Source organism: Cohaesibacter haloalkalitolerans (genome assembly GCF_003574655.1).
Lineage (GTDB): Bacteria > Pseudomonadota > Alphaproteobacteria > Rhizobiales > Cohaesibacteraceae > Cohaesibacter > Cohaesibacter haloalkalitolerans.
The window spans coordinates 74,150-94,268 of record NZ_QNUM01000008.1 but is presented as its reverse complement, the minus strand read 5'-3'; the positions used below and the strand labels follow the sequence as shown (position 1 = coordinate 94,268).

Below are 20,119 nucleotides of genomic sequence, written 5' to 3'. Positions count from 1 at the left end.
AAAGACTGTTGCCTTCCCGGGCGGAAGGCTTGTTCAATAATGCCAATGCCAGATCTGTGCTGGGTTCATGCGGCGGTGTTCGTCTCAAACGAATCCGCTTTCCTGCAGACCATACCAAAGATGATCGGGTGAGGGCACCCATTGCTGGCGAAAGCATGACGCCGGTCTGGAAACCGGCATCATGCTGGTGTCATCAGCTCTGATGTTCGAAATAGGTGTAGCCGTTCATGCTTTCCTTGAAGGCGCTCATGATGGCCTTGCGTTCCTTCACGGTCAGCTTCTTGTCGGAAACCGCTTCCTCCACCATCTGCTTGAAGCTGTTGGAGAGTGCAATCGGATTGTACTCCACATAGCTCAGCACTTCAGAAATGGTGTCCCCTTCCACTTCGTGGATGAGGTTGAAATCGCCGTCCGGCTTGATTTCGATGGTCGCGACGTTGGTGTCGCCAAACAGGTTGTGCAGGTCGCCCAGCGTTTCCTGATAGGCACCGACAAAGAACACGGCCATGCAATAGTGCTCGTCTTCGGCCAGCTTGTGCACCGGGAGAGACTGGGAAATGCCGTCGGCCAACACGAACTGGTCGACCTTGCCATCGCTGTCACAAGTGATGTCGCTGAGGATCGCCCGATGGGTCGGGGTCTCGTTGAGGCGCTGGATCGGAATGATCGGATGCAGCTGATCAATGGCCCATACGTCCGGCAGTGACTGGAACAGCGAGAAGTTGGCGTGATAGATATCGGCAGCCGACTCCAGAGCCGAGAGAACGTCATCCGATACCCATTCGTCGGATTCAGTTGCCTTGCGCATTCTGGCGAGCAGGTTGAGATAGAGTTTCTCTGCCTTGGCCAGATCGCGCAGACCAACCTCGCCGCGTCCAAAGTTGCGGCGTACCTCGTCGCGATAGAAGGTCACGTCGTTGAGACATTCCTGCAGACGGCTTGGGGTCAGATAGCTCTGAACGTCGCGCATGTCGCGGATGGAGCGGTTGTCGTCCTCTGTCACCTCGACCGAGGTGTCTTCCTCGTAGTGGGTGACATCGATGATGTTGAACAGCAGCATCGAGCTGTAGGCAACGGTTGCGCGACCGCTTTCCGTCACGATGGTCGGGTGCTTTTGACCGGCATCATCCATCGTGTTCATCACGGCCTCGACGATGCTGTAGCAATATTCGTCGGTGGAGTAGTTGATGGAGTTTTCGGTCGACTTGTGCTCGCCAGTATAGTCGATACCCAGGCCGCCACCCAGATCGATATAGTTGAGCGGAGCGCCTTCCTTGCGCAATTCGACAAAGAAGCGGCATGCCTCGGCGGCAGACCGGCGCACGTCGAGAATATCCGGAACCTGGCTGCCCAGATGGAAATGCTGCAGCTGCAGGCAGTCCAGATAGCCTTCTTCCTTCAGACGGTCGATCACATGCAGCACGTCCGGCGAGGACAGGCCAAAGGCCGAACGGTCGCCCGAGGAGGAGGCCCAGTTGCCGGTGACGCGGTTGTTGAGCTTGATGCGGATGCCCAGCAGCGGGCGGATCTTCAGCTTCTTGGATTCCTCAAGAACCAGATCAAGCTCGGACTTGCTCTCCAGAACAATGATCGTGTTGAAGCCGAGTTTGCGCGACAGAAGGGCGAGATTGATGAACTCGCTGTCCTTGATGCCATTGCAGATCAACAGCGCGTCCTTGGAAAGGCGCTGGCCAAGGGCGATGATCAGCTCCGGCTTGGAGCCGACTTCGAGCCCGAAATTGTGGGGGGCACCATATTCGACGATCTTCTCGATCACGTGCGCCTGCTGGTTCACCTTGACCGGGAATACGCCGCGATAGCAGGCCTGATACTTCAGTTCCTTGATCGCGTTGGCGAAACTGGTGTTGATGCGGTCGATCTGGCTTTTCAGACTGTTGGCAACGCGCAGAAGAATGGGCGATGCAATGCCGCGTTCTTCCAGCGAATGCAAGATGGACGTCAGGTCGGTCGTTGTCGCCCCTGTGTCGTGTTGCGTGATGAGACCGATGTTGCCGTTTTCCAGCACTTTGAAACGATCATTACCCCAGCGTTCAATGCCATAGATTGCACAAGGAGCTTCTTGTTCCGTGTCGCTCAATCGCCTGTCCTCTTGATGAAAAAACAGCCCGCTTTCGGGCTTCTATCCGTGTCGTGCCAACACTGCACTTGGTTGCCTGCATATGGCCGAAAGCCTAGGGTAGTGCAAGTGAAATTTCGAATATAACACATATCATATTTCACGCGGCTGTACAGTGTTCCCTGTCTATCGGCAAGGCTCGACGCTTCGCGCTGTTCTGTCCGGTATTCATGGCTGTATTAAGGCCCCAAAAACCAAAGGCCACAGAACAGCCTGCGTATGATTATGGGATATTTGAGACCGTTTCATGAAAGTCCCAGGGAGATGTTGGCGCTGATGCTGGACAGTGTGATGATCCCCACAGATCGTTGACGTTTGTCCATTTGTCTTTTCAAATTGTGCGTGAATGATGCAGATTTTGAAAGAAATGCTATTGTCAGCCCTTTCAGGTTTGGTTTAAACAGAAGGCACCCGATTGTACCCGCCTGATGCGCGGTGCAGTGAATTTGCACATGCTGATCCTTTTCATCGACCGATATGTGCCATTTTCCCTCTAAAGGACTTTATAATGCCAGACTATCGTTCCAAGACTTCGACCCATGGCCGCAATATGGCTGGTGCCCGTGCGCTTTGGCGTGCGACCGGCGTCGCAAATGAGGATTTTGGCAAACCGATTATCGCGGTGGTCAACTCCTTCACCCAGTTTGTGCCGGGGCATGTGCATCTGAAGGATCTGGGGCAGATGGTGGCGCGCGAAATCGAGGCCGCCGGTGGCATTGCCAAGGAAATGAACACCATCGCCGTTGATGATGGCATCGCCATGGGCCATGACGGCATGCTCTATTCGCTGCCGTCTCGCGAGATCATTGCCGATTCCGTTGAATATATGGTCAATGCCCACTGCGTTGATGCCATGGTCTGCATCTCCAACTGCGACAAGATCACCCCGGGCATGATGATGGCGGCCATGCGGCTCAACATCCCGGCCGTCTTTGTTTCCGGTGGCCCGATGGAAGCGGGCAAGGTTGAGGGCGTCGACCACAAGCTCGACCTCATCGATGCGATGATCATGGGTGCCGATCCGCAAGTTTCCGATGACGTCGTTCAGAAGGTCGAGGAATTCGCCTGCCCGACCTGCGGTTCCTGCTCGGGCATGTTCACGGCCAACTCGATGAACTGTCTGGCCGAGTCCCTCGGCTTTGCGCTGCCGGGCAACGGCACGATCGTTGCCACCCACGCAGACCGCAAGGAGCTGTTCCTTGAAGCCGGTCGCAAGGCGGTGGAAATGTGCAGACGCTATTACAAGGAAGAGGACGCCAGCGTCCTGCCGCGCAACATTGCCACTTTTGAGGCCTTCGAGAATGCCATGACACTCGATATCGCCATGGGTGGTTCCACCAACACGGTGCTGCATCTGCTGGCCATCGCGCAGGAAGGCGAAGTGGACTTCACGATGGCGGACATCGACCGCCTGTCGCGGATCGTGCCGAACGTCTGCAAGCTGGCGCCGATGACACAGAAATACCACGTTGAGGATTGCAACCGGGCAGGTGGCATCTTTGGCATTCTGGCTGAGCTGGACCGGGCCGGTCTCATCCATCGCGGCTGCAAGACGGTTCATGCCAAGACGCTTGGTGAAGCCATCGATACCTATGATATCATGGGCTCGCCCAGTGCTGCTGTTGAACAGCTCTACAAAGCTGCACCGGGCGGAGTTCGCTCCATCGAGGCTTTCTCGCAGGCCAGCCGCTACAAGGAACTGGACAAGGATCGTGCCACCGGCTGTATCCGCGACAAGGAACATGCCTACAGTCAGGATGGCGGCTTGGCCGTGCTGTTCGGCAATATCGCCCTTGACGGCTGCATCGTGAAGACTGCCGGTGTTGACGAGAGCATTCTGAAATTTTCCGGTCCGGCCCGCATTTTCGAGAGTCAGGAAGCTGCCGTGAAAGGCATCATCGGTGGCAAGATCCAGTCCGGGGACGTGGTCATCATCCGCTACGAAGGGCCGCGCGGTGGCCCGGGCATGCAGGAGATGCTCTATCCGACCTCCTATCTCAAATCCATGGGGCTGGGCAAGGAATGCGCGCTGATCACCGATGGCCGCTTCTCGGGCGGTACCTCGGGTCTGTCGATCGGCCACGTTTCTCCGGAAGCGGCTGCCGGTGGCGCCATTGGCCTCATCGAGGAGGGGGATATCATCGAGATAGATATTCCGAACCGGTCGATGAATGCTGCTGTTACCGATGCCGTGCTGGCAGATCGTCGCGCTGCGATGAATGCCAAGGGGGCGGATGGCTGGAAGCCTGCCGAGAAGCGCGAGCGCATTGTCTCCCGTTCGTTGCAGGCCTACGCCCTGATGGCCACGTCGGCCGACAAGGGTGCTGTTCGCGATCTTACGGGCCTCAAGCGCGACGACTGAGCGCTTCAGATGATCCGGGGCACGTATCCCCGGCCTGGCCGAATGCAAGAAAATCAGGGCCCGCCATGGAAATGGCGGGCTTTTTTGCTATCGGCTTGTTATGCATAAATGCGTGGAAATGCATCTGTACAATAAACCCTATTCTTGTTTCAGACTTTTCGCGCTAAGCTTCCAAAACCAGATTGCGCTTCCGTTTTGGGGGCTATGTCGCTAGCTGGAGATTGACCATGAACAAAAAACTCATTGCCGCTTTGATGCTCGGATTTTCATATGTGAGTGTTGCATCCCCAGCCATGGCTGGCGGGGGAGACGCTGTTGCCGGGGCCATTATCGGGGGAACCCTGGGCCTGATGCTTGGAGGGGCTGCCGCCCATTCTCATCCGGTCCGCCGCCCGCCACCCCCTCCGCGCTACTACCAGACGCCGGAGGAAACCCGCTACAATATGGACATTCAGACCCGCCTCAACTATCTGGGCTATAATGCCGGTGGGGCTGATGGTGTTATGGGCCGTCGCTCGCGCGCCGCGATTTCAGACTTCCAGTATGAGGCCGGTTTCCCGGTGACCGGACGTCTGACCAATGAACAGGTCAGCGTGCTGTTCTCGCCAGAGTTCGAACAGGCCCATTTCAACCCGGTTTCTCCAAATGCACCGTTGTCGAACCCGCCGGCCGCCAACAACACTGTGGCTCCGGTCGATCAGGGTAGTGACAATGCTGCCAGTGCCCCTGCTGACACCATGGCGGACGCGCCGGAGGTTGTCAGCAATGACCCGGCGCCGAGCAGTACATCAACGCCGATCAAGCCTCTGACCGGGGCCAACACGACGCTTTCCTTCAGCAAGGGGGCTCCGGCCTTCTTCGGCATCACGTTGGGGCAGAGCTATGATCACGCCCGCACGATCCTCACGGAAAACGGCTATGCCAATTGCACCGGTACCGGCGAGATCGTGACATGCACCAGCGATCAGGAAGGCGTGTCCAAGCGCTTCAAGCTGGCGCGCAGCATGGATCTTGACGGCCAGCCGATCTACATGATGGACTCCGACACCAAACTGATGGTCGATGTCGAGAAGTCCGTTATCGAAGGCAAGCTGGCGGAATCCTATCCAGAACTGACGGCTGCGCCCAACCGGGTGATCAGCGACAATGCCAATTGTGCTCTGAAAATGGCCAAGATGCCGGATGTGGAGAATTTCCTCGATCGTCTGGAAATCGCCCGCGACAATCCCGATCAGGAACCTTCCGACTGGCTGCGTGGCATGATCGATACCTGCGACATCTTCTACAAGGCGAATGTTGCCGAAATTTCGGGTGGTTATGATGTTCGGGTGGTGATGTTCAAGGGCACCTATGTGCAGCAGGACTTTGCCAATCTGGAAGAGAAGAAGCTGAACAAGGTCAAAAATGCCCTCACGTTCTGAGGCTTGTTGCTCGTTTGATCGCTTGCCAACAGCAGGCTGAGATGAAAAACCCGGCTCCCTTTGGGGCCGGGTTTTTGCTATTCCATCAAGGCTGATCTGCCAGATCCGCGATCAGGCTTCGGCCTGAATCAGCTCGCGGGTCTTCATGAAGGTGATGGCCGGGTGGCGTTCCTTGGTGAAGTCGATTTCCCACTGGCTCTTGGCAAGGAAAACCGGACTGCCTTCGCGGTCATGGACGATGTTGTTGACGTTGGCCGACATGAAGGCCTTCATCTTGACCGGATCGTCGCACTTGACCCAGACGGCCATGTTGTAGGTGATTGGCTCGAAATCGATGTCAACGCCATATTCGGCCTTGGCGCGGGATTTCAACACGTCGAGCTGCAGGATGCCGACGAGGCCGATGATCCAGTTGGAGCCAATGTTGGGCTTGAACACCTGAGTGAGGCCCTCTTCGGCCAGATCCTCAAGCGCGCGGCGCAGCTGTTTGACCTTGGTGCCGTCCGGCAGGCGCACGCGGCGCAACACTTCCGGCGCAAAGGCGGGAAGGCCGGTGAACTGCAGCTGTTCGCCTTCGGTGAAGGTGTCGCCAACGCGAATGGTTCCGTGGTTCGGGATACCGATGACATCGCCCGGTCCGGCCTCGTCTGCGATCTCGCGATCCTGAGCGAAGAACATGATCGGGCTGTGGACCATGACGTCCTTGCCGGTGCGGATCTGGCGCAGCTTCATGCCGCGCTTGAAGTCTCCCGAGCAGATACGCATGAAGGCCACGCGGTCGCGATGGTGGGAATCCATGTTGGCCTGCACTTTGAACACAAAGCCAGAGACCTTCTTCTCGTCCGGGTTCACCGTGCGGGTGGTCGCCGGTGAGGGGCGCGGGGCTGGTGCTATCTCAGCGATGAGGTCGAGCAGGGCGGTCGGGCCGAAGTCCTTGAGCGCCGAACCGAAGATGACCGGCGAGAGATGGCCTTCACGATAGCTGTCCAGATCGAATTCGGAATAGCCGACGCTGGCCAGTTCTACCATCTCCCGGCATTCTTCCAGCAACTGGCCGTCGACCAGTTCGTCAAGCTGTGGATCGTCGATGCCCGAGGTTTCGACAATCCGGTCAAACGCCTCGCCCTTGTGTGCGCCGGTGTAATATTCACCGTTGGTCACGTTGAAGCAGCCATGGAAGGTCGAGCCGGAGCCGATTGGCAGCACCAGCGGGGCGACGTCGAGCGCAAGGGTCTCTTGAATCTCGTCGAGCAGTTCGAATGGATCCTTCGCCTCGCGGTCGCATTTGTTGACCAGCGTGATAATGGGAATGTCCCTGAGGCGGCAGACCTCGAACAGCTTCAGCGTCTGGGCCTCGATACCCTTGGAGGCGTCGATCACCATGATGGCGCTGTCAACGGCGGTCAGCGTGCGATAGGTGTCTTCAGAGAAGTCTTCGTGGCCCGGCGTATCGAGCAGGTTGAAGATCAGATCCTTGTGTTCGAAGGTCATCACCGAGGAGGTGACAGAGATGCCGCGTTCCTGTTCGATCTTCATCCAGTCCGACTTGGCGCGGCGCTTTTCACCGCGCGCCTTGACCTGACCGGCCATGCGGATGGCGCCGCCGAAATAGAGCAGCTTTTCGGTGAGGGTGGTCTTACCGGCGTCGGGGTGTGAGATGATCGCAAAGGTGCGACGAATTTCATGAGATGCAGGCATTGATTTCTTGTCTTTCTTGCCGGACGAGCGGCTGGTTTTCAGGCGATGCTCAGCGCCAGCTCCTGAGGGCGGGCGCGATCAATCGCGAAAGGGATCCGATTTGGGCCGGACCATAGGCGAAAGAGGGTCAAATTTCCATCAAAAAAGCGGCTGGCAGCGAGGCTAGCTCTCGCCGAGCTCTTCCTGCAGGATTTCCAGCTCCAGCCACTTCTCTTCGGCCTTGGCCAGCAGCTCTTCCTGTGCCTCAAGGGCCTTTGCTGCCTTGTTGAAGGTTTCCGGGTCCTTGGTGAAGAGGTCCGGGTCTTCGAGGCGGGCGTGCAGGCGGTCGATCTTGCCCTGAATTTCTTCCATCTTGGCAGGAAGGGTTTCCAGCAGGTGCTTGTCCTTGAAGGTCAGGCCCTTCGTTTGTTTCGGAGCGCTTGGGCGGTCGGATGGGGCGTCGACGGCTTTGCCGGGCTTGTCCTTGCGGCCGGTTTTGCGGGCGGTGACGCCGCTGCCGCGCTGGGCGATCATGTCACTATAGCCACCGGCATATTCGGTCCAGCGACCATCGCCTTCAGCATAGAGGGTGGTGGTGCAGAGCCGGTCGAGGAAGTCACGGTCGTGGCTGACCAGCAGCACGGTGCCGGTATAGTCATTGATGACTTCCTGAAGCAGATCGAGGGTTTCCAGATCGAGGTCGTTGGTCGGCTCGTCAAGCACCAGAAAGTTCGAGGGCTTGGCAAGGGCGCGGGCCAGCATGAGGCGGCCGCGTTCGCCGCCTGACAATACCGAGATCGGACTGCGGGCCTGTTCCGGGCGGAACAGGAAATCCTTCATGTAGCCAACCACATGGCGGTGGCTGTCGCCGACCTGCACCATGTCGCCGCTGTGGGTGGTCAGGGCTTCCTTGAGGGTCCAGTCGGGATTGAGGCTTTCGCGCTTCTGGTCGAGGGTCACCATCTGTAGGTTGGTGCCCAGCACGACCGTTCCGCTGTCGGGCTCGAGGCCTTCGGTCAGCAGGTTAATGAGCGTCGACTTGCCGGCCCCGTTCGGTCCGACGATGCCGATACGGTCACCGCGCAGGATCTCCATCGAGAAATCCTTGACGATGGTCCGGCCATCGAAACTCTTGGAGATGTGTTTTGCCTTGATGACCGACTTGCCGGAGCTTTCGCCCTCGGTGGCGCTCATGCGCACGTCGCCCTGCGGGCGGTTCTGCGCCATCTGCTGCTTCTTCTCGCGCAGGGTGCCCAGTTCGCCGAGGCGGCGGACGTTGCGCTTGCGCCGTGCCGTGACGCCATAGCGGATCCAGTCCTCTTCGGCGAGGATCTTCTGCTTGAGTTTCTGCTCTTCGATGCGCTCCTGTTCGAAAATATCGTCGCGCCAAGCTTCGAAATCGGCAAAGCCCTGTGACGAGCGGCGGGCAGTGCCGCGATCGATCCAGACCACGTTGCGCGTGAGATTTTCAAGGAACCGGCGGTCGTGGCTGATGATCACCTTGGCCGAGCGGATTTGTTTCAGTTCGCTTTCCAGCCATTCGATGGCGGGCAGGTCAAGATGGTTGGTCGGCTCGTCAAGCAGCAGGATATCGGGTTCTGGGGCCAGAACGCGGGCAATCGCGGCGCGGCGGGCTTCGCCACCGGAAATCTCGCGCGGATTTTCCTTGCCGGTCAGTCCCATTTCATCAAGCAGATACTGCGCCCGGTAATGGGCATCGCCCGGTGCCAGCCCTTCCTCGACATAGTCGAGCACGGTGGCAAAAGCCGAAAGGTCCGGTTCCTGCGGTAGATAGCGCAGGGTGGTGCCCGGCTGGAAGAAGCGTTCGCCATGATCCGGTTCAACTAGGGCGGCGGCGATCTTCAGAAGGGTGGATTTGCCCGATCCGTTGCGGCCGACAAGTGCGATGGAATCTCCCTCATGGACGGCCAGTTCGGCTCCGGCCAGCAGGGCCTGACCTCCGATAGCCAGATGAATGTCCTGAAGATGAAGGAGCGGTGGTGCCATGAGAATGCTGTCCAGAGTAGATATGGGAGGGGGCGAGGACGCCCCGTCAATGCGCCTCTGGCTTTAAACAATGCCGAGGCTCTTGGCAAGGGTTGCCGGGTTTGCAGAGCCCGCTTGCCCCGAATTCATGTAGGAAACGCTGTGGTGGCAGAAAAGGGTCAGCGTGAGCTTTTTTCAAGCTCCCGCACCCGATCAGCCAGTGAGAAGACCTGAGACCACGGGTCCTCGCTGGCAGCTGCTGCGGCCTTCTCCGGTTGCCCTTCGGAGCCGTTGGTTGCCTCTTGTGTGGTATCCTTTGGTGCGCTCGCGACAGACTGCTTGACCGCTTCGCTGACTTGAGATGCGCGGATGGCCGGAGCCGGGCCGGTGCCGTTCTCGGGGCTATTGGCAGGCGCATTGACAGGTGAGCCGGTTGTCGGGCCGTCGATCGCCTCGTCGCTATTGCCATTGCCAAGGTCGCTGAATTCGGTGAGGCGGGTGGCGATCAGCTTCATCTCGTCTCTCAGCATTTGCTCATGCGGTGTCAGAGCGGTTGTTTTGCCGCTGTCGTCGTTGCCCTCTGTAGCCTCGTCGCCCTGAGCGTCCTTTTCGTTCTGGGCTTCCTGCTCCTGCAACCGTGCTTCCAGAGCAGACAACTGGCTGGCCAGATCGTCATTGTTGGCGTTGGCCTTGTCGAGGGTAGACTGGAGCTCGCGTTTTTCCTTTTCGAGCCCCTCGATCATGCTGGAGAGGTTTTCTCCATTTTCCAGTTTCTGCTGAGTTTCAAGCTGCATGGCCAGGCTGGCAATCTTTGCTTCTGCTTCCAGTCGACGGGTTTCCGCCTCCGCAAGCAAGGTGTTGCTGTTGTCGCCGGTGGCGAGATTCTGTTTGGTGGCGCGTTCGAGCTGGCGCGACAGATTGGCGATTTCGCTGTCCTTGTCGGCCAGTTGCCCCTGCAATGTGTCGGCCTTTTCCTCAAGGGCGGACAGGCGCTCTCTGGTGCGGTCGAGCTCGGTGTTCTTCTGGCCGAGCAGCGTTTCGGTCTTGCCACGCTCGCCGGTCTGTTCGCTCAGCTGCATGGTGAGGCTTGAAATCTCTTCGCGGAGATTCTCGATGCGGGCCATCTGGGCTGCCAGTTCGACCTTCTGTTCGTCGATGTTGGTTTCCAGATAATAGATATCCTTTTCGAGCTGATCCCGCGTCTCTTCCAGATCGGAGATGGTTTGGCGGGCATCGGCAAGTTGTTGTTCGGATGTCTGCAACAGCCCGGACACGCGGCCGGTCTCGTCTTTCTGGCTGGCCAGCGACCGGGTCAAGCCGTCGATGGTTTCGAGATGGTTGGCGATCTGGGCGTCGCGCGCTTCAATGGTCTTGTTGAGGCGGTCGATCCGGATCGTCTTGTTGGCGAGTTCGTCCTGTCGGCGGTTGGCGATGACTTCCTGCTTGCGCAGATCGATTGCCATCTCGGCGCGGACCTGATCCTTTTCGGCCTGCAACTCGCTATAGCTCATGGGCATCTCGGCCATCATGCGCTTGCGCGTGAGGCGAACAACCCGACGCCAGATCATGGGCACAATCAAGAGCATCAGCAGCAGAGTGACAAACACTCCGAGCATTATGTACATGATGATTGCGATCACGGTGCCTCTAGCCCCTGCCTGCGTGGTCTATGCCCAAAGCTGCCTTTACGCATCATGCCGATGCTTCAGATAGCATAACCCCCCGTGCTCGAACCCGTTTCCGAGCTCGGGGAGTTCAATTTCCTGATTGTTATCAGTCAATCATGGTTTACGGAATAAAAAACACCAGATCGATCTGATTTACGCGCAATTTGCTGGAAGATCAGAACGGGTTCCAGGTCGCTTTGCGAGAAAATTTCAAATATCCGATGTTGACGCCAAGCCTTGCCCCAACGCCGGACCGGATCGGAACAATGTAGTATTTCTGTTCAAGGCTGAGGACTGTCATGCCGAAGCCGCCAATCAGATAGGCCGAGCCGTTGATGCCGACCCAGCGCCGATAGAGATAGTCTACCGTCGGCAGATTGTAGACCAGCATCATCGTGCGGTTGCCGTCACCACCGAAATCCCAGCCGATGGACGGGCCTTGCCAGAAGACCTTGTGAGAGCCCATGTTCTTGGTGAACAGGTCGCCCTCGCCATAGCGGGCACCGGCTACAAAGGCGCCACTGCCTTCCTGTCCGAGGATATAGCCGTTTGGCAGACCGTATTTGGAGACAGCCTTTTCCACCAGCGAGGCGAGGCCTCCCGTGACGGTGCCAAAGAAATTGTGTCCGGCCTGGACGATTTCCGCAGCGGTGTAATGGTTTTCCTGAGCTCGCGCCGTGCTTGAGCCAATCATCAGTGCAGCAATAATGCAGATTGTCCAAAACAGCTCTTTGCCTGCATGTCTAAGATCAAATGATCTGGCCAGATTTGCCATTATGTTTATCCTTGTCATTGAGTAGCCGCTTTTCCACCGACCGAATTTCGTTTGATCGCTATTTTTTACAGTAGTTGCACGACTTGCAAGCGGAATTAGCCAGCTTTTGTTTGCATTGGTCTGTAGATGACACTTTTAATTAACCTTAAGATTAACAGGTTAATCTCTAGTTCAAAATCTGAGCAAAAAAGTGATGAACATGACAATTCGTCCACTGTTGCAGCACTTTTATGACAAAAAGGGTACAATTTGCCGCGCAGCCATACCTTGCGAACCGGGATGAACGGGCTCTGTCACGCTTGCTGGCAGGGGGCGTCTTTCTTGTGCTTTCCGATCTTGCGATTCCCGATGATCGTGTTGATGCTTTCTGCACTGTGGGCGGGTATGAGCCTTGAGGCGCATGCCACTGCGCAATCCCGGCGCGTGGTAACCGACGCCAATACCGGCTTTGCCATCTATGGCTATGATCCGGTTGCCTATTTCACCGAGCATGCCGCCGTTCGCGGCTCCCGCGACCATGAGTATGTCTGGAATGGCGTCTCCTGGCTGTTCTCCTCGCGGGCCAACAAGGCGGTGTTCATGCAGAACCCTGATGTCTATGCGCCGCAATTTGGCGGGCACGGGGCTCTGGCGGTGGCGCGCGGCTATGCTTCCGACGGCAACCCCAATGTCTGGGCCATCTATCGCAACCGTCTCTTCCTGTTCTATTCCTACACGGCGCGGGCCGCATGGACGGAAGCGGTGGATCTGCATGTGGAGCGGGCTGACCAGCAATGGCCTTCTATCGAGAGTTCGCTCTCAAGATAATCGGTCGTGTTTCCTGATGATGTCTGTGTGTGAGTGAAACTGCTTAGTGCTCCTGTGAAACAGACGGATTATGGCGCTTCTGGCCTTGGCAGGCGGGTGGCTAACGGGTAATGCTTCGAAAAGAGCGAAATGGTTTGATTCGTGTTCTATCTAATCTGCTATCCTTTGGGATCCGTTGAGTATCAGGGCCAGTCTGATGTTGAACCGAGCCCAAAGGTAAGCCACTGCTTTTTGAGGGTGCAATGTCTGGTATTGAAACTCTGTCCTCCATGGATTTGGCAGCGCTGCTGTGCAGCCGTGTTTGTCACGACATCATCAGTCCGGTTGGGGCCATCATCAACGGCCTTGAAGTTCTGGAGGAAGACAATGGCGAGGAAATGGAAACCTTCGCCATGGAGCTCATTACCAAGAGCGCCAGCACAGCCTCTGCGAAGCTGCAGTTTGCCCGCCTTGCGTTCGGGGCTGCCGGTTCGGCCGGTGCCGAGATCGACACAGGCGATGCCGAAAGCGTTGCGCGCGGCTATATGAAGTCGGAGAAGGCCGAGATCGAGTGGGAAGGCACCCGCGTTCTGATGCCGAAGAATCTGGTCAAGCTGCTGCTGAACCTCATCATGATCAGCATTACCACCATCCCGCGCGGCGGCACCATCAAGGTCTCCCTTGAGGGCGAAGCCCGATATCCGACCTTCCGGCTGGTGTCCGAAGGCAAGAATGCCCGCATCCCGGCAAGCCTTGACCGGCTGCTGCGCGGTCGCCCGGCCGATGAGCAGGGGTTCACGGCCAATTCCATCCAGCCTTACTACACGGGCCTGCTTGCCCGTGAGGCAAAGATGGATCTGTCCTTCGACTGGGTCGACGATGTCATCACCATCGAAGCCAAGCCGGTGCACATTCCGAACCCGGAAGAAATGATCGGTGTTGCCATTCCGAGCGAGGAAACCGCGGGTGCCTGATGGGTAGGTAAAGTCACTTAGGGTAAATAAGCTCTGTTTTGGATGGATCTGTATTCATCCCATTGGTTTTATTGTCAATAAACCAAGTATTATCATTCATACCAAAGTCGCGAAATATTTATAAACAGATGTGCCGGTAATTGCGTCAAGTTTGAGTGTTTGTGCGCTTTGTTTCAGCTTAAATTAACGCTTTGCCCCGAGACTGGAGAGGAAGAACTGTCTGTTCAGACCGGTTTCCGCCAGAATCAGGGTTTTAGGCCATGGATGATCTTTTACGTGAATTTATCGAGGAAACAAATGAAAGCCTTGACGTCGTAGACGTTGAGCTCGTCAAGTTTGAGCAAGAGCCAAACAATGCTCAGATCCTCGATAATATTTTTCGGCTCGTGCATACTATCAAAGGTACTTGCGGGTTCCTGGGACTCCCAAGGCTCGAAAGCTTGGCGCATGCCGCTGAAACCCTTATGGGAAAATTCAGGGATGGCGCGCCCGTAACCGGGGAGTCCGTGTCGGTCATCCTCATGTCCCTTGACCGGATCAAGGAAATTGTCAGCGAGCTGGAAGCCAACGAGTCGGAGCCTATCGGATCTGATGAGGACCTCATCGATCAGCTGGACCGGTTGTCGGGTATTGGCAAATATGCAGGTCAGGGCACCTCGGTGATGGATCTGGCCGGTGAGGACGATGCTTCAGAGCCCGTGGCGGAGGTTGCTGAGGAAGCGCCCGTTGCTCAAAAGCCCGTGGAAGAGGCAACTCATGAAGTTTATCAGGTTCTAGAGCGGGAGCTGAAGGCTGGCGAAGTATCCCTGGACGAACTGGAACGCGCTTTCCGCGAGGCAGAAGGCCCTGAAGGGTTCGATGTCGCCCAGAGCGCCAAGGAAGCTGCCGAAGCTGCGATTGCCGATGCTGCTGCGCAGAAACGCATGGGCAAGACGCCTGTTACCAAAGCTCCGGCCAAGGCCCCTGTAGCCAAGGCCAAGAAGGAAGAGCCCAAAGCCGAAAAAGAACCAAAATCCGGCGGTGGTGCCCACCAGTCCATCCGTGTGAATGTCGAGACTCTCGAACATCTCATGACCATGGTTTCCGAGCTCGTGCTGACCCGCAACCAGCTGCTCGAAATCGTGCGCCGTCATGAAGACTCCGAGTTCAAGGTGCCGTTGCAGCGCCTTTCGAATGTCACCGTGGAACTGCAGGAAGGGGTCATGAAGACCCGCATGCAGCCGATCGGCAATGCCTGGCAGAAACTGCCGCGCATCGTGCGCGATCTGGCCAATGACCTGCACAAGGAAATCGACCTGATCATGATCGGTCAGGATACCGAACTTGACCGTCAGGTTCTGGAATTGATCAAGGATCCGCTCACCCACATGGTTCGCAACTCTGCCGACCATGGGCTTGAGAATGGTGAAGAACGCGTTGCCATGGGCAAGCCGGCCAAGGGTAGCATCATCCTGTCCGCTTACCATGAAGGTGGCCATATCATCATCGACATCAAGGACGATGGTCGTGGTATCGACACCGAAAAGGTCAAGGCCAAGATCCTCAAGAATGAGCTTGCCACGGAAGCTGAACTCGAGAAGATGTCCGAGCAGCAGATCAACAAGTTCATTTTTGCTGCCGGCTTCTCGACCGCAGAAAAGATTACCAACGTGTCCGGTCGCGGCGTCGGCATGGATGTGGTTCGCAACAACATCGAGCTGATCGGTGGGTCGGTCGACCTCAAGTCCGTTCCGGGCAAGGGTTCAACCTTCTCCATCAAGATCCCGCTGACGCTCGCCATCGTGTCGACCCTGCTGGTCGAGGCATCCGGTGACCGGTTTGCTATCCCGCAGCTCAGCGTTGTCGAACTGGTGCGCGTACAGAACAATTCCGAGCACAAGATCGAGCGGATCAAGGATACTCCGGTCCTGCGCTTGCGCAACAAGCTGCTGCCGCTCATCCATCTGAGCAATCTGCTTGGCATTGACAAGAACGAAGACCATGACATCAGTCTGGATGACAACGGCTTCATCGTCGTCATGCAGGTTGGCGCCCAGAATTTCGGCGTTGTCGTTGACGCGGTGTTCCACACCGAGGAAATCGTGGTCAAGCCGATGGCGACCATGCTGCGTCACCTGTCGATGTTCTCCGGTAACACCATCCTTGGTGATGGCTCCGTGATCATGATCCTCGATCCGAATGGTGTGGCTCAGGCCTTTGGCAGCCATGTTGGCACCGATGTGGAAGCTGGCAAGGAAGAAGCCGAAAAGCAGGCGCTTCCGGAAGAAAAGAACACTGTTTCCCTTCTTATTTTTCGCGCCGGTTCGCCAGAGCCGAAAGCCGTTCCGCTTTCGCTCGTCACACGCCTTGAAGAGTTCGAGATTGAAAAGATCGAGTTCTCCAACGGTCGCGACATGGTCCAGTATCGTGGCAGCCTGATGCCGCTGGTTCAGGTCAACGACTTCGTCCAGCGCCGTACCGAAGGCAGCCAGCCGATGCTGGTCTTCTCCGATGCCGGTCGGTCCATGGGTCTTGTTGTTGACGAGATTGTCGACATCGTCGACGAGCAACTCAATATCGAGGTGTCTTCGGAAGTTCCGGGCGTCCTGGGTACTGCTGTTATCAAGGGCAAGGCAACCGAGATCATCGACGTGGGCCACTATCTGCCGCAGGCCTTCGAGGACTGGTTCCATCGCAAGGAAATGTCGGAAGAGGATCTGCTGGTCAAGAAACTGCTGTTCGTTGACGACTCCAGCTTCTTCCGCAACATGCTCGGCCCGGTTCTGAAGGCTGCCGGTTACGAAGTGACCGTTTGCTCTTCGGGTGCCGAAGCGCTCGCCGTGCTTGAACGTGACCCGAGCTACGAAATCGTCGTGTCGGATATCGAAATGCCCGAGATGAACGGCTTCGAGCTTTGCGAAGCGATTCGTCGTCAGCCGGCTACCCGCGATATTCCGATTATCGCCCTTTCTTCACTGTGCACGCCGGCTGCGATTGAACGTGGCCGTCAGGCCGGGTTTAACGATTATGTTGCCAAGTTCGACCGTCCTGGCCTGATCGCTTCCCTCAAAGAACAACGCATTGAATTGGGAGTAGCAGCATGAGAAACCATCTGGCACCCGAGCAGGAAGACGAAAGCGTCAACGAGACTATCCAGTATGTGACCATCTTCATTTCCGGTCAGCTGTTTGGTCTGCCGATCAACCGTGTGCATGACGTGTTCGTGCCGGAATCCGTGACCCGTGTACCACTGTCACAGGTCGAGATTGCCGGCGTTCTGAACCTGCGTGGCCGCATCGTAACCGCCATCGACATGCGCAAGCGTCTCGGGCTGGAGCCTCTGAAGCAGCAAGGCAACATGATGGCGATCGGCATCGAATTCAAGGAAGAGTCCTATGGCCTCATCATTGATAGTGTCGGTGAAGTTCTTGATTTGAACGAATCGAGCCGTGAGGCCGTTCCAAGCAACCTTGATCATCGCTGGGCTGATGTAGCAGCAGGGGTGCATCGTTTGGAAAAGGAACTCATGGTTATCCTCGATGTAGACCGTGTTCTGGGCGATATGGTCACGACCAGCGTCGCTGCGTAGTGATCGATCCCTTCGGTATCTTTGGAGACGAAGAATATGAAAACCTGTCTGGTTGTTGATGACTCCAGTGTTATCAGGAAGGTTGCCCGTCGCATTCTCGAAGATCTCGATTTCGAGATCTTTGAGGCTGAAGACGGCAAAGAGGCTCTTGAAAGCTGCAAGGCCCAGATGCCTGATGCCGTGTTGCTTGATTGGAACATGCCTGTCATGGACGGGCTGGATTTCCTCATGGAGCTTCGCAAGCTGGAAGGCGGCGCAAACCCGAAGGTTATTTTCTGCACCACGGAAAATGACGTGGCGCACATCGCCAAGGCAATTCGCGCAGGGGCCAACGAATATATCATGAAGCCGTTTGACCGCGATATTGTGGAAGCAAAGCTGCAAGAAGTCGGGTTGATTTAAGTCGGTTTTTCTCTCTCTTGTGTGAGTTGTGAATATGGGTTTGATGTCCGCAGAGGCTGCTATTGCTCGCGCTCCTTCACGGCAGGTGAAGGTTATGGTCGTTGATGACTCGGTTGTTATCAGGGGCTTGATCGGGCGTTGGGTCAACGAAGACCCTGCCCTTGAGCTGGTGGGGTCTCATCGCAACGGACGTCTGGCTGTCGAAGACATTGCCAAGTCCCGGCCCGACATCGTGGTTCTGGATATTGAAATGCCCGACATGGACGGGCTGACGGCGCTGCCGTTGCTGCTGCGGAACTATCCCAAAGCCAAGATCCTGATGGCCTCCACCCTGACCCGGCGCAACGCCGAGATCAGTCTTAGAGCGCTGACCCTTGGGGCGATGGATTATGTTCCCAAGCCGGAATCGAACAGCCAGATCACCACATCCCGCGAGTTCCGCAATGAACTGCTTGCCAAGATCAAGGGACTTGGCGGGGTTGGCGACGAGGGCCCTTCGCAGTTTCGTGCATCCCGCGCAGCTGCAGGCATCGGAACTCGTCCGGGTGCCATGCCGACGTCCCGTATCCAGCAGAGCCGTCAGGCGTTGGCTGCGGATGGTTCGACCGGTCGCGTGGCTGTGGCGCCTGTTGCTGCGGTTTCAGCCGGTACCGTTGCAGGGCCGAACGGAATCACCTTGCGCAAACTGGGATCTGCCCGTCCGCGCGTGCTGCTGATCGGCAGCTCGACCGGCGGTCCACAGGCGCTTGAGAAACTGTTGCAGGAAATCGGCCCGCAAATGCGTTCGGCGCCGATCCTGATCACTCAGCATATGCCTGCCACCTTTACGGCCATTCTCGCCGATCATCTGGCCAGAGCATCCGGCATGCCTGCTGCGGAAGGGCAGGATGGTGAGGTCGTGCAGAACGGGCATATCTATGTTGCTCCTGGCGGCAAACACATGGAACTGGTGAAACAGGCCGGTCAGGCTGTCATCAAGCTGACCGATGGTCCACCGGTGAATTTCTGCAAGCCTGCAGTGGATCCGTTTTTCGAGAGTGCTGCCCAGGTTTATGGAGCCGCCTCTCTGGGCGTGATCCTGACCGGCATGGGGCATGATGGTGCCAATGGTGCCCGGCATATTGTTGATGCGGGGGGAAGCATTATTGCACAGGATGAAGCAAGCAGTGTTGTTTGGGGTATGCCGGGTGCTGCCGCTCAGGCTGGTGTGTGCGCCGCCATCATTCCGCTCAATCAAATAGGCTCCAAAGTTATGCGTATTTTTAGAGGGGAGCGGTCATGACGCCACAGGATTATGCTTTCTTGCAGGGGTTCCTGAAGGAAAAATCGGGTCTGGTGCTCTCGAATGACAAGCAGTATCTGATCGAAAGCCGTCTGATGCCGATCGCCCGCAAGGCCGGTCTGCAGTCGATTGGTGATCTGATCGGCAAGATTCGGGGCTTTGGTGACCGGACCTTGCAGACTGCCGTCGTGGAAGCGATGACGACCAATGAGTCCTTCTTCTTCCGTGACAAGACACCGTTCGAGCATTTCACTGATACGATCATTCCGCATTTGTTGGAAACCCGGAAACGGGGCAGGGTGCGCATCTGGTGTGCTGCTGCGTCTACCGGTCAGGAGCCCTATTCGCTGGCGATGAGCCTCAAGGAGAATGCTTCCAAACTCGGCGGGCTGAGTTTTGAAATTCTGGCAACGGATATTTCCAACGAAGTGCTCGACAAGGCCAAGGCCGGTTTCTACAGCCAGTTTGAAGTGCAGCGCGGCCTGCCGGTTCAGTTGCTGCTGAAATATTTCACCCAGCATGGTGAAATGTGGCAGATTGCGCCGGAAATCCGGGCCATGGTGACCTACAAATATTTCAACTTGCTGGAGAGCTTTGCCTCGCTTGGCCAGTTTGATGTGATTTTCTGTCGCAACGTGCTGATCTATTTCGATCAGGCAACCAAGACCGATATCATGCAGCGGCTGTCCAAGCAGATGCCGGACGATGGCTATCTGTTGCTTGGCGCTGCGGAAACCGTTGTCGGACTGACCACGGCGTTTCAGGCAGTTCCTGGTAAGCGCGGTCTTTATGGCAACGCCCGTGGGGCTGCTGACACCAAAGCTACGCCTTCTATTGCAACGCCAAGGCTCGCTGTGGGGGAGAGTGCTTTTGGCGCTCGCGCTCTAGGGGCCTCCCCGTCGGCTGCCAAGCCTTCCGTTTTTGCGTCTTCGCGTCTGTCAACCATTCCCGGTGGTCGCAAGTAGCGCCAGACAGCGAACTGATAAAGTCAAGAACACGAGAGCCACTCCTCATCGGGGTGGCTTTTCTTTTGATTTCTAGTGGCGCCGGTGGCGCTTGCGGAGTGATGTCCCTGACCGTAT

At 56.9% G+C, this 20,119-nt stretch carries 14 protein-coding genes; 9 read left to right on the top strand and 5 right to left on the bottom strand.

Annotated features, from left to right (window positions below; genetic code table 11):
- Positions 1 to 193: 193 nt before the first annotated feature.
- Positions 194 to 2,098 carry a biosynthetic arginine decarboxylase gene (gene speA, locus DSL70_RS18535; protein ID WP_119309470.1) on the bottom strand — a complete coding sequence of 635 codons (1,905 nt, stop codon included), beginning with the start codon at positions 2,096 to 2,098 and terminating at the stop codon, positions 194 to 196.
- Positions 2,099 to 2,645: 547 nt separating this feature from the next.
- Between speA and ilvD the strand changes: the two genes are divergently transcribed.
- Positions 2,646 to 4,499 (top strand): dihydroxy-acid dehydratase, encoded by a 1,854-nt coding sequence (ilvD, locus tag DSL70_RS18530; RefSeq protein WP_119309469.1) that lies wholly within the window; start codon positions 2,646 to 2,648, stop codon positions 4,497 to 4,499.
- Between the two features lie 227 nt (positions 4,500 to 4,726).
- Positions 4,727 to 5,920, top strand: coding sequence for a peptidoglycan-binding domain-containing protein (locus DSL70_RS18525; RefSeq protein ID WP_119309468.1), 1,194 nt, complete (start codon positions 4,727 to 4,729; stop codon positions 5,918 to 5,920).
- A 111-nt stretch (positions 5,921 to 6,031) separates the two neighbouring features.
- Here the strand turns inward: DSL70_RS18525 and DSL70_RS18520 are convergent, their stop codons facing one another.
- From DSL70_RS18520 to DSL70_RS18505, 4 genes are all read right to left on the bottom strand, one after another.
- A complete protein-coding gene (locus DSL70_RS18520; protein WP_119309467.1) occupies positions 6,032 to 7,618 on the bottom strand; it encodes a peptide chain release factor 3 in 1,587 nt (528 codons plus the stop codon).
- A 162-nt stretch (positions 7,619 to 7,780) separates the two neighbouring features.
- Positions 7,781 to 9,604, bottom strand: a complete 1,824-nt coding sequence (locus DSL70_RS18515; protein ID WP_119309466.1) for an ABC-F family ATP-binding cassette domain-containing protein — start codon at positions 9,602 to 9,604, stop codon at positions 7,781 to 7,783.
- A 158-nt stretch (positions 9,605 to 9,762) separates the two neighbouring features.
- Entirely contained in the window at positions 9,763 to 11,208 is a 1,446-nt protein-coding gene (locus DSL70_RS18510) for a coiled-coil domain-containing protein (protein WP_162916899.1), read from the bottom strand.
- A 217-nt stretch (positions 11,209 to 11,425) separates the two neighbouring features.
- Positions 11,426 to 11,944 carry a DUF1134 domain-containing protein gene (locus DSL70_RS18505; protein WP_245418277.1) on the bottom strand — a complete coding sequence of 173 codons (519 nt, stop codon included), beginning with the start codon at positions 11,942 to 11,944 and terminating at the stop codon, positions 11,426 to 11,428.
- 441 nt (positions 11,945 to 12,385) lie between these two features.
- Between DSL70_RS18505 and DSL70_RS18500 the strand changes: the two genes are divergently transcribed.
- The 7 genes from DSL70_RS18500 to DSL70_RS18470 all read left to right on the top strand — a co-directional run bounded on the left by DSL70_RS18500 (position 12,386) and on the right by DSL70_RS18470 (position 20,002).
- Positions 12,386 to 12,832 (top strand): YHS domain-containing (seleno)protein, encoded by a 447-nt coding sequence (locus tag DSL70_RS18500; RefSeq protein ID WP_162916898.1) that lies wholly within the window; start codon positions 12,386 to 12,388, stop codon positions 12,830 to 12,832.
- Between the two features lie 242 nt (positions 12,833 to 13,074).
- Positions 13,075 to 13,785 (top strand): histidine phosphotransferase ChpT, encoded by a 711-nt coding sequence (gene chpT, locus DSL70_RS18495; protein WP_119309462.1) that lies wholly within the window; start codon positions 13,075 to 13,077, stop codon positions 13,783 to 13,785.
- A 260-nt stretch (positions 13,786 to 14,045) separates the two neighbouring features.
- The gene (locus tag DSL70_RS18490) at positions 14,046 to 16,868 is read left to right on the top strand and encodes a hybrid sensor histidine kinase/response regulator (protein ID WP_119309461.1); all 2,823 of its coding nucleotides are present in this window, start codon (positions 14,046 to 14,048) and stop codon (positions 16,866 to 16,868) included.
- Entirely contained in the window at positions 16,865 to 17,353 is a 489-nt protein-coding gene (locus DSL70_RS18485) for a chemotaxis protein CheW (protein WP_119309460.1), read from the top strand. The genes DSL70_RS18490 and DSL70_RS18485 overlap by 4 nt, the downstream gene beginning before the upstream one ends.
- A gap of 36 nt (positions 17,354 to 17,389) precedes the next feature.
- Positions 17,390 to 17,755: a response regulator gene (locus DSL70_RS18480; RefSeq protein WP_119309459.1), complete on the top strand. Its 366-nt coding sequence runs from the start codon at positions 17,390 to 17,392 to the stop codon at positions 17,753 to 17,755.
- A 43-nt stretch (positions 17,756 to 17,798) separates the two neighbouring features.
- Positions 17,799 to 19,037 carry a protein-glutamate methylesterase/protein-glutamine glutaminase gene (locus DSL70_RS18475; RefSeq protein ID WP_425359367.1) on the top strand — a complete coding sequence of 413 codons (1,239 nt, stop codon included), beginning with the start codon at positions 17,799 to 17,801 and terminating at the stop codon, positions 19,035 to 19,037.
- On the top strand, positions 19,034 to 20,002 hold the full coding sequence (locus DSL70_RS18470; RefSeq protein ID WP_119309457.1) for a CheR family methyltransferase: 969 nt from the start codon (positions 19,034 to 19,036) through the stop codon (positions 20,000 to 20,002). The genes DSL70_RS18475 and DSL70_RS18470 overlap by 4 nt, the downstream gene beginning before the upstream one ends.
- Positions 20,003 to 20,119 lie beyond the last annotated feature (117 nt).

Coding starts and splice junctions, on each gene's coding strand:
- ilvD (WP_119309469.1), top strand. CDS start 2,646: ATGCCAGACTATCGTTCCAAGACTTCGACCCATGGCCGCAATATGGCT.
- DSL70_RS18525 (WP_119309468.1), top strand. CDS start 4,727: ATGAACAAAAAACTCATTGCCGCTTTGATGCTCGGATTTTCATATGTG.
- DSL70_RS18520 (WP_119309467.1), bottom strand. CDS start 7,618: ATGCCTGCATCTCATGAAATTCGTCGCACCTTTGCGATCATCTCACAC.
- DSL70_RS18515 (WP_119309466.1), bottom strand. CDS start 9,604: ATGGCACCACCGCTCCTTCATCTTCAGGACATTCATCTGGCTATCGGA.
- DSL70_RS18510 (WP_162916899.1), bottom strand. CDS start 11,208: ATGTACATAATGCTCGGAGTGTTTGTCACTCTGCTGCTGATGCTCTTG.
- DSL70_RS18505 (WP_245418277.1), bottom strand. CDS start 11,944: ATGATTGGCTCAAGCACGGCGCGAGCTCAGGAAAACCATTACACCGCT.
- DSL70_RS18500 (WP_162916898.1), top strand. CDS start 12,386: ATGCTTTCTGCACTGTGGGCGGGTATGAGCCTTGAGGCGCATGCCACT.
- chpT (WP_119309462.1), top strand. CDS start 13,075: ATGTCTGGTATTGAAACTCTGTCCTCCATGGATTTGGCAGCGCTGCTG.
- DSL70_RS18490 (WP_119309461.1), top strand. CDS start 14,046: ATGGATGATCTTTTACGTGAATTTATCGAGGAAACAAATGAAAGCCTT.
- DSL70_RS18485 (WP_119309460.1), top strand. CDS start 16,865: ATGAGAAACCATCTGGCACCCGAGCAGGAAGACGAAAGCGTCAACGAG.
- DSL70_RS18480 (WP_119309459.1), top strand. CDS start 17,390: ATGAAAACCTGTCTGGTTGTTGATGACTCCAGTGTTATCAGGAAGGTT.
- DSL70_RS18475 (WP_425359367.1), top strand. CDS start 17,799: ATGTCCGCAGAGGCTGCTATTGCTCGCGCTCCTTCACGGCAGGTGAAG.
- DSL70_RS18470 (WP_119309457.1), top strand. CDS start 19,034: ATGACGCCACAGGATTATGCTTTCTTGCAGGGGTTCCTGAAGGAAAAA.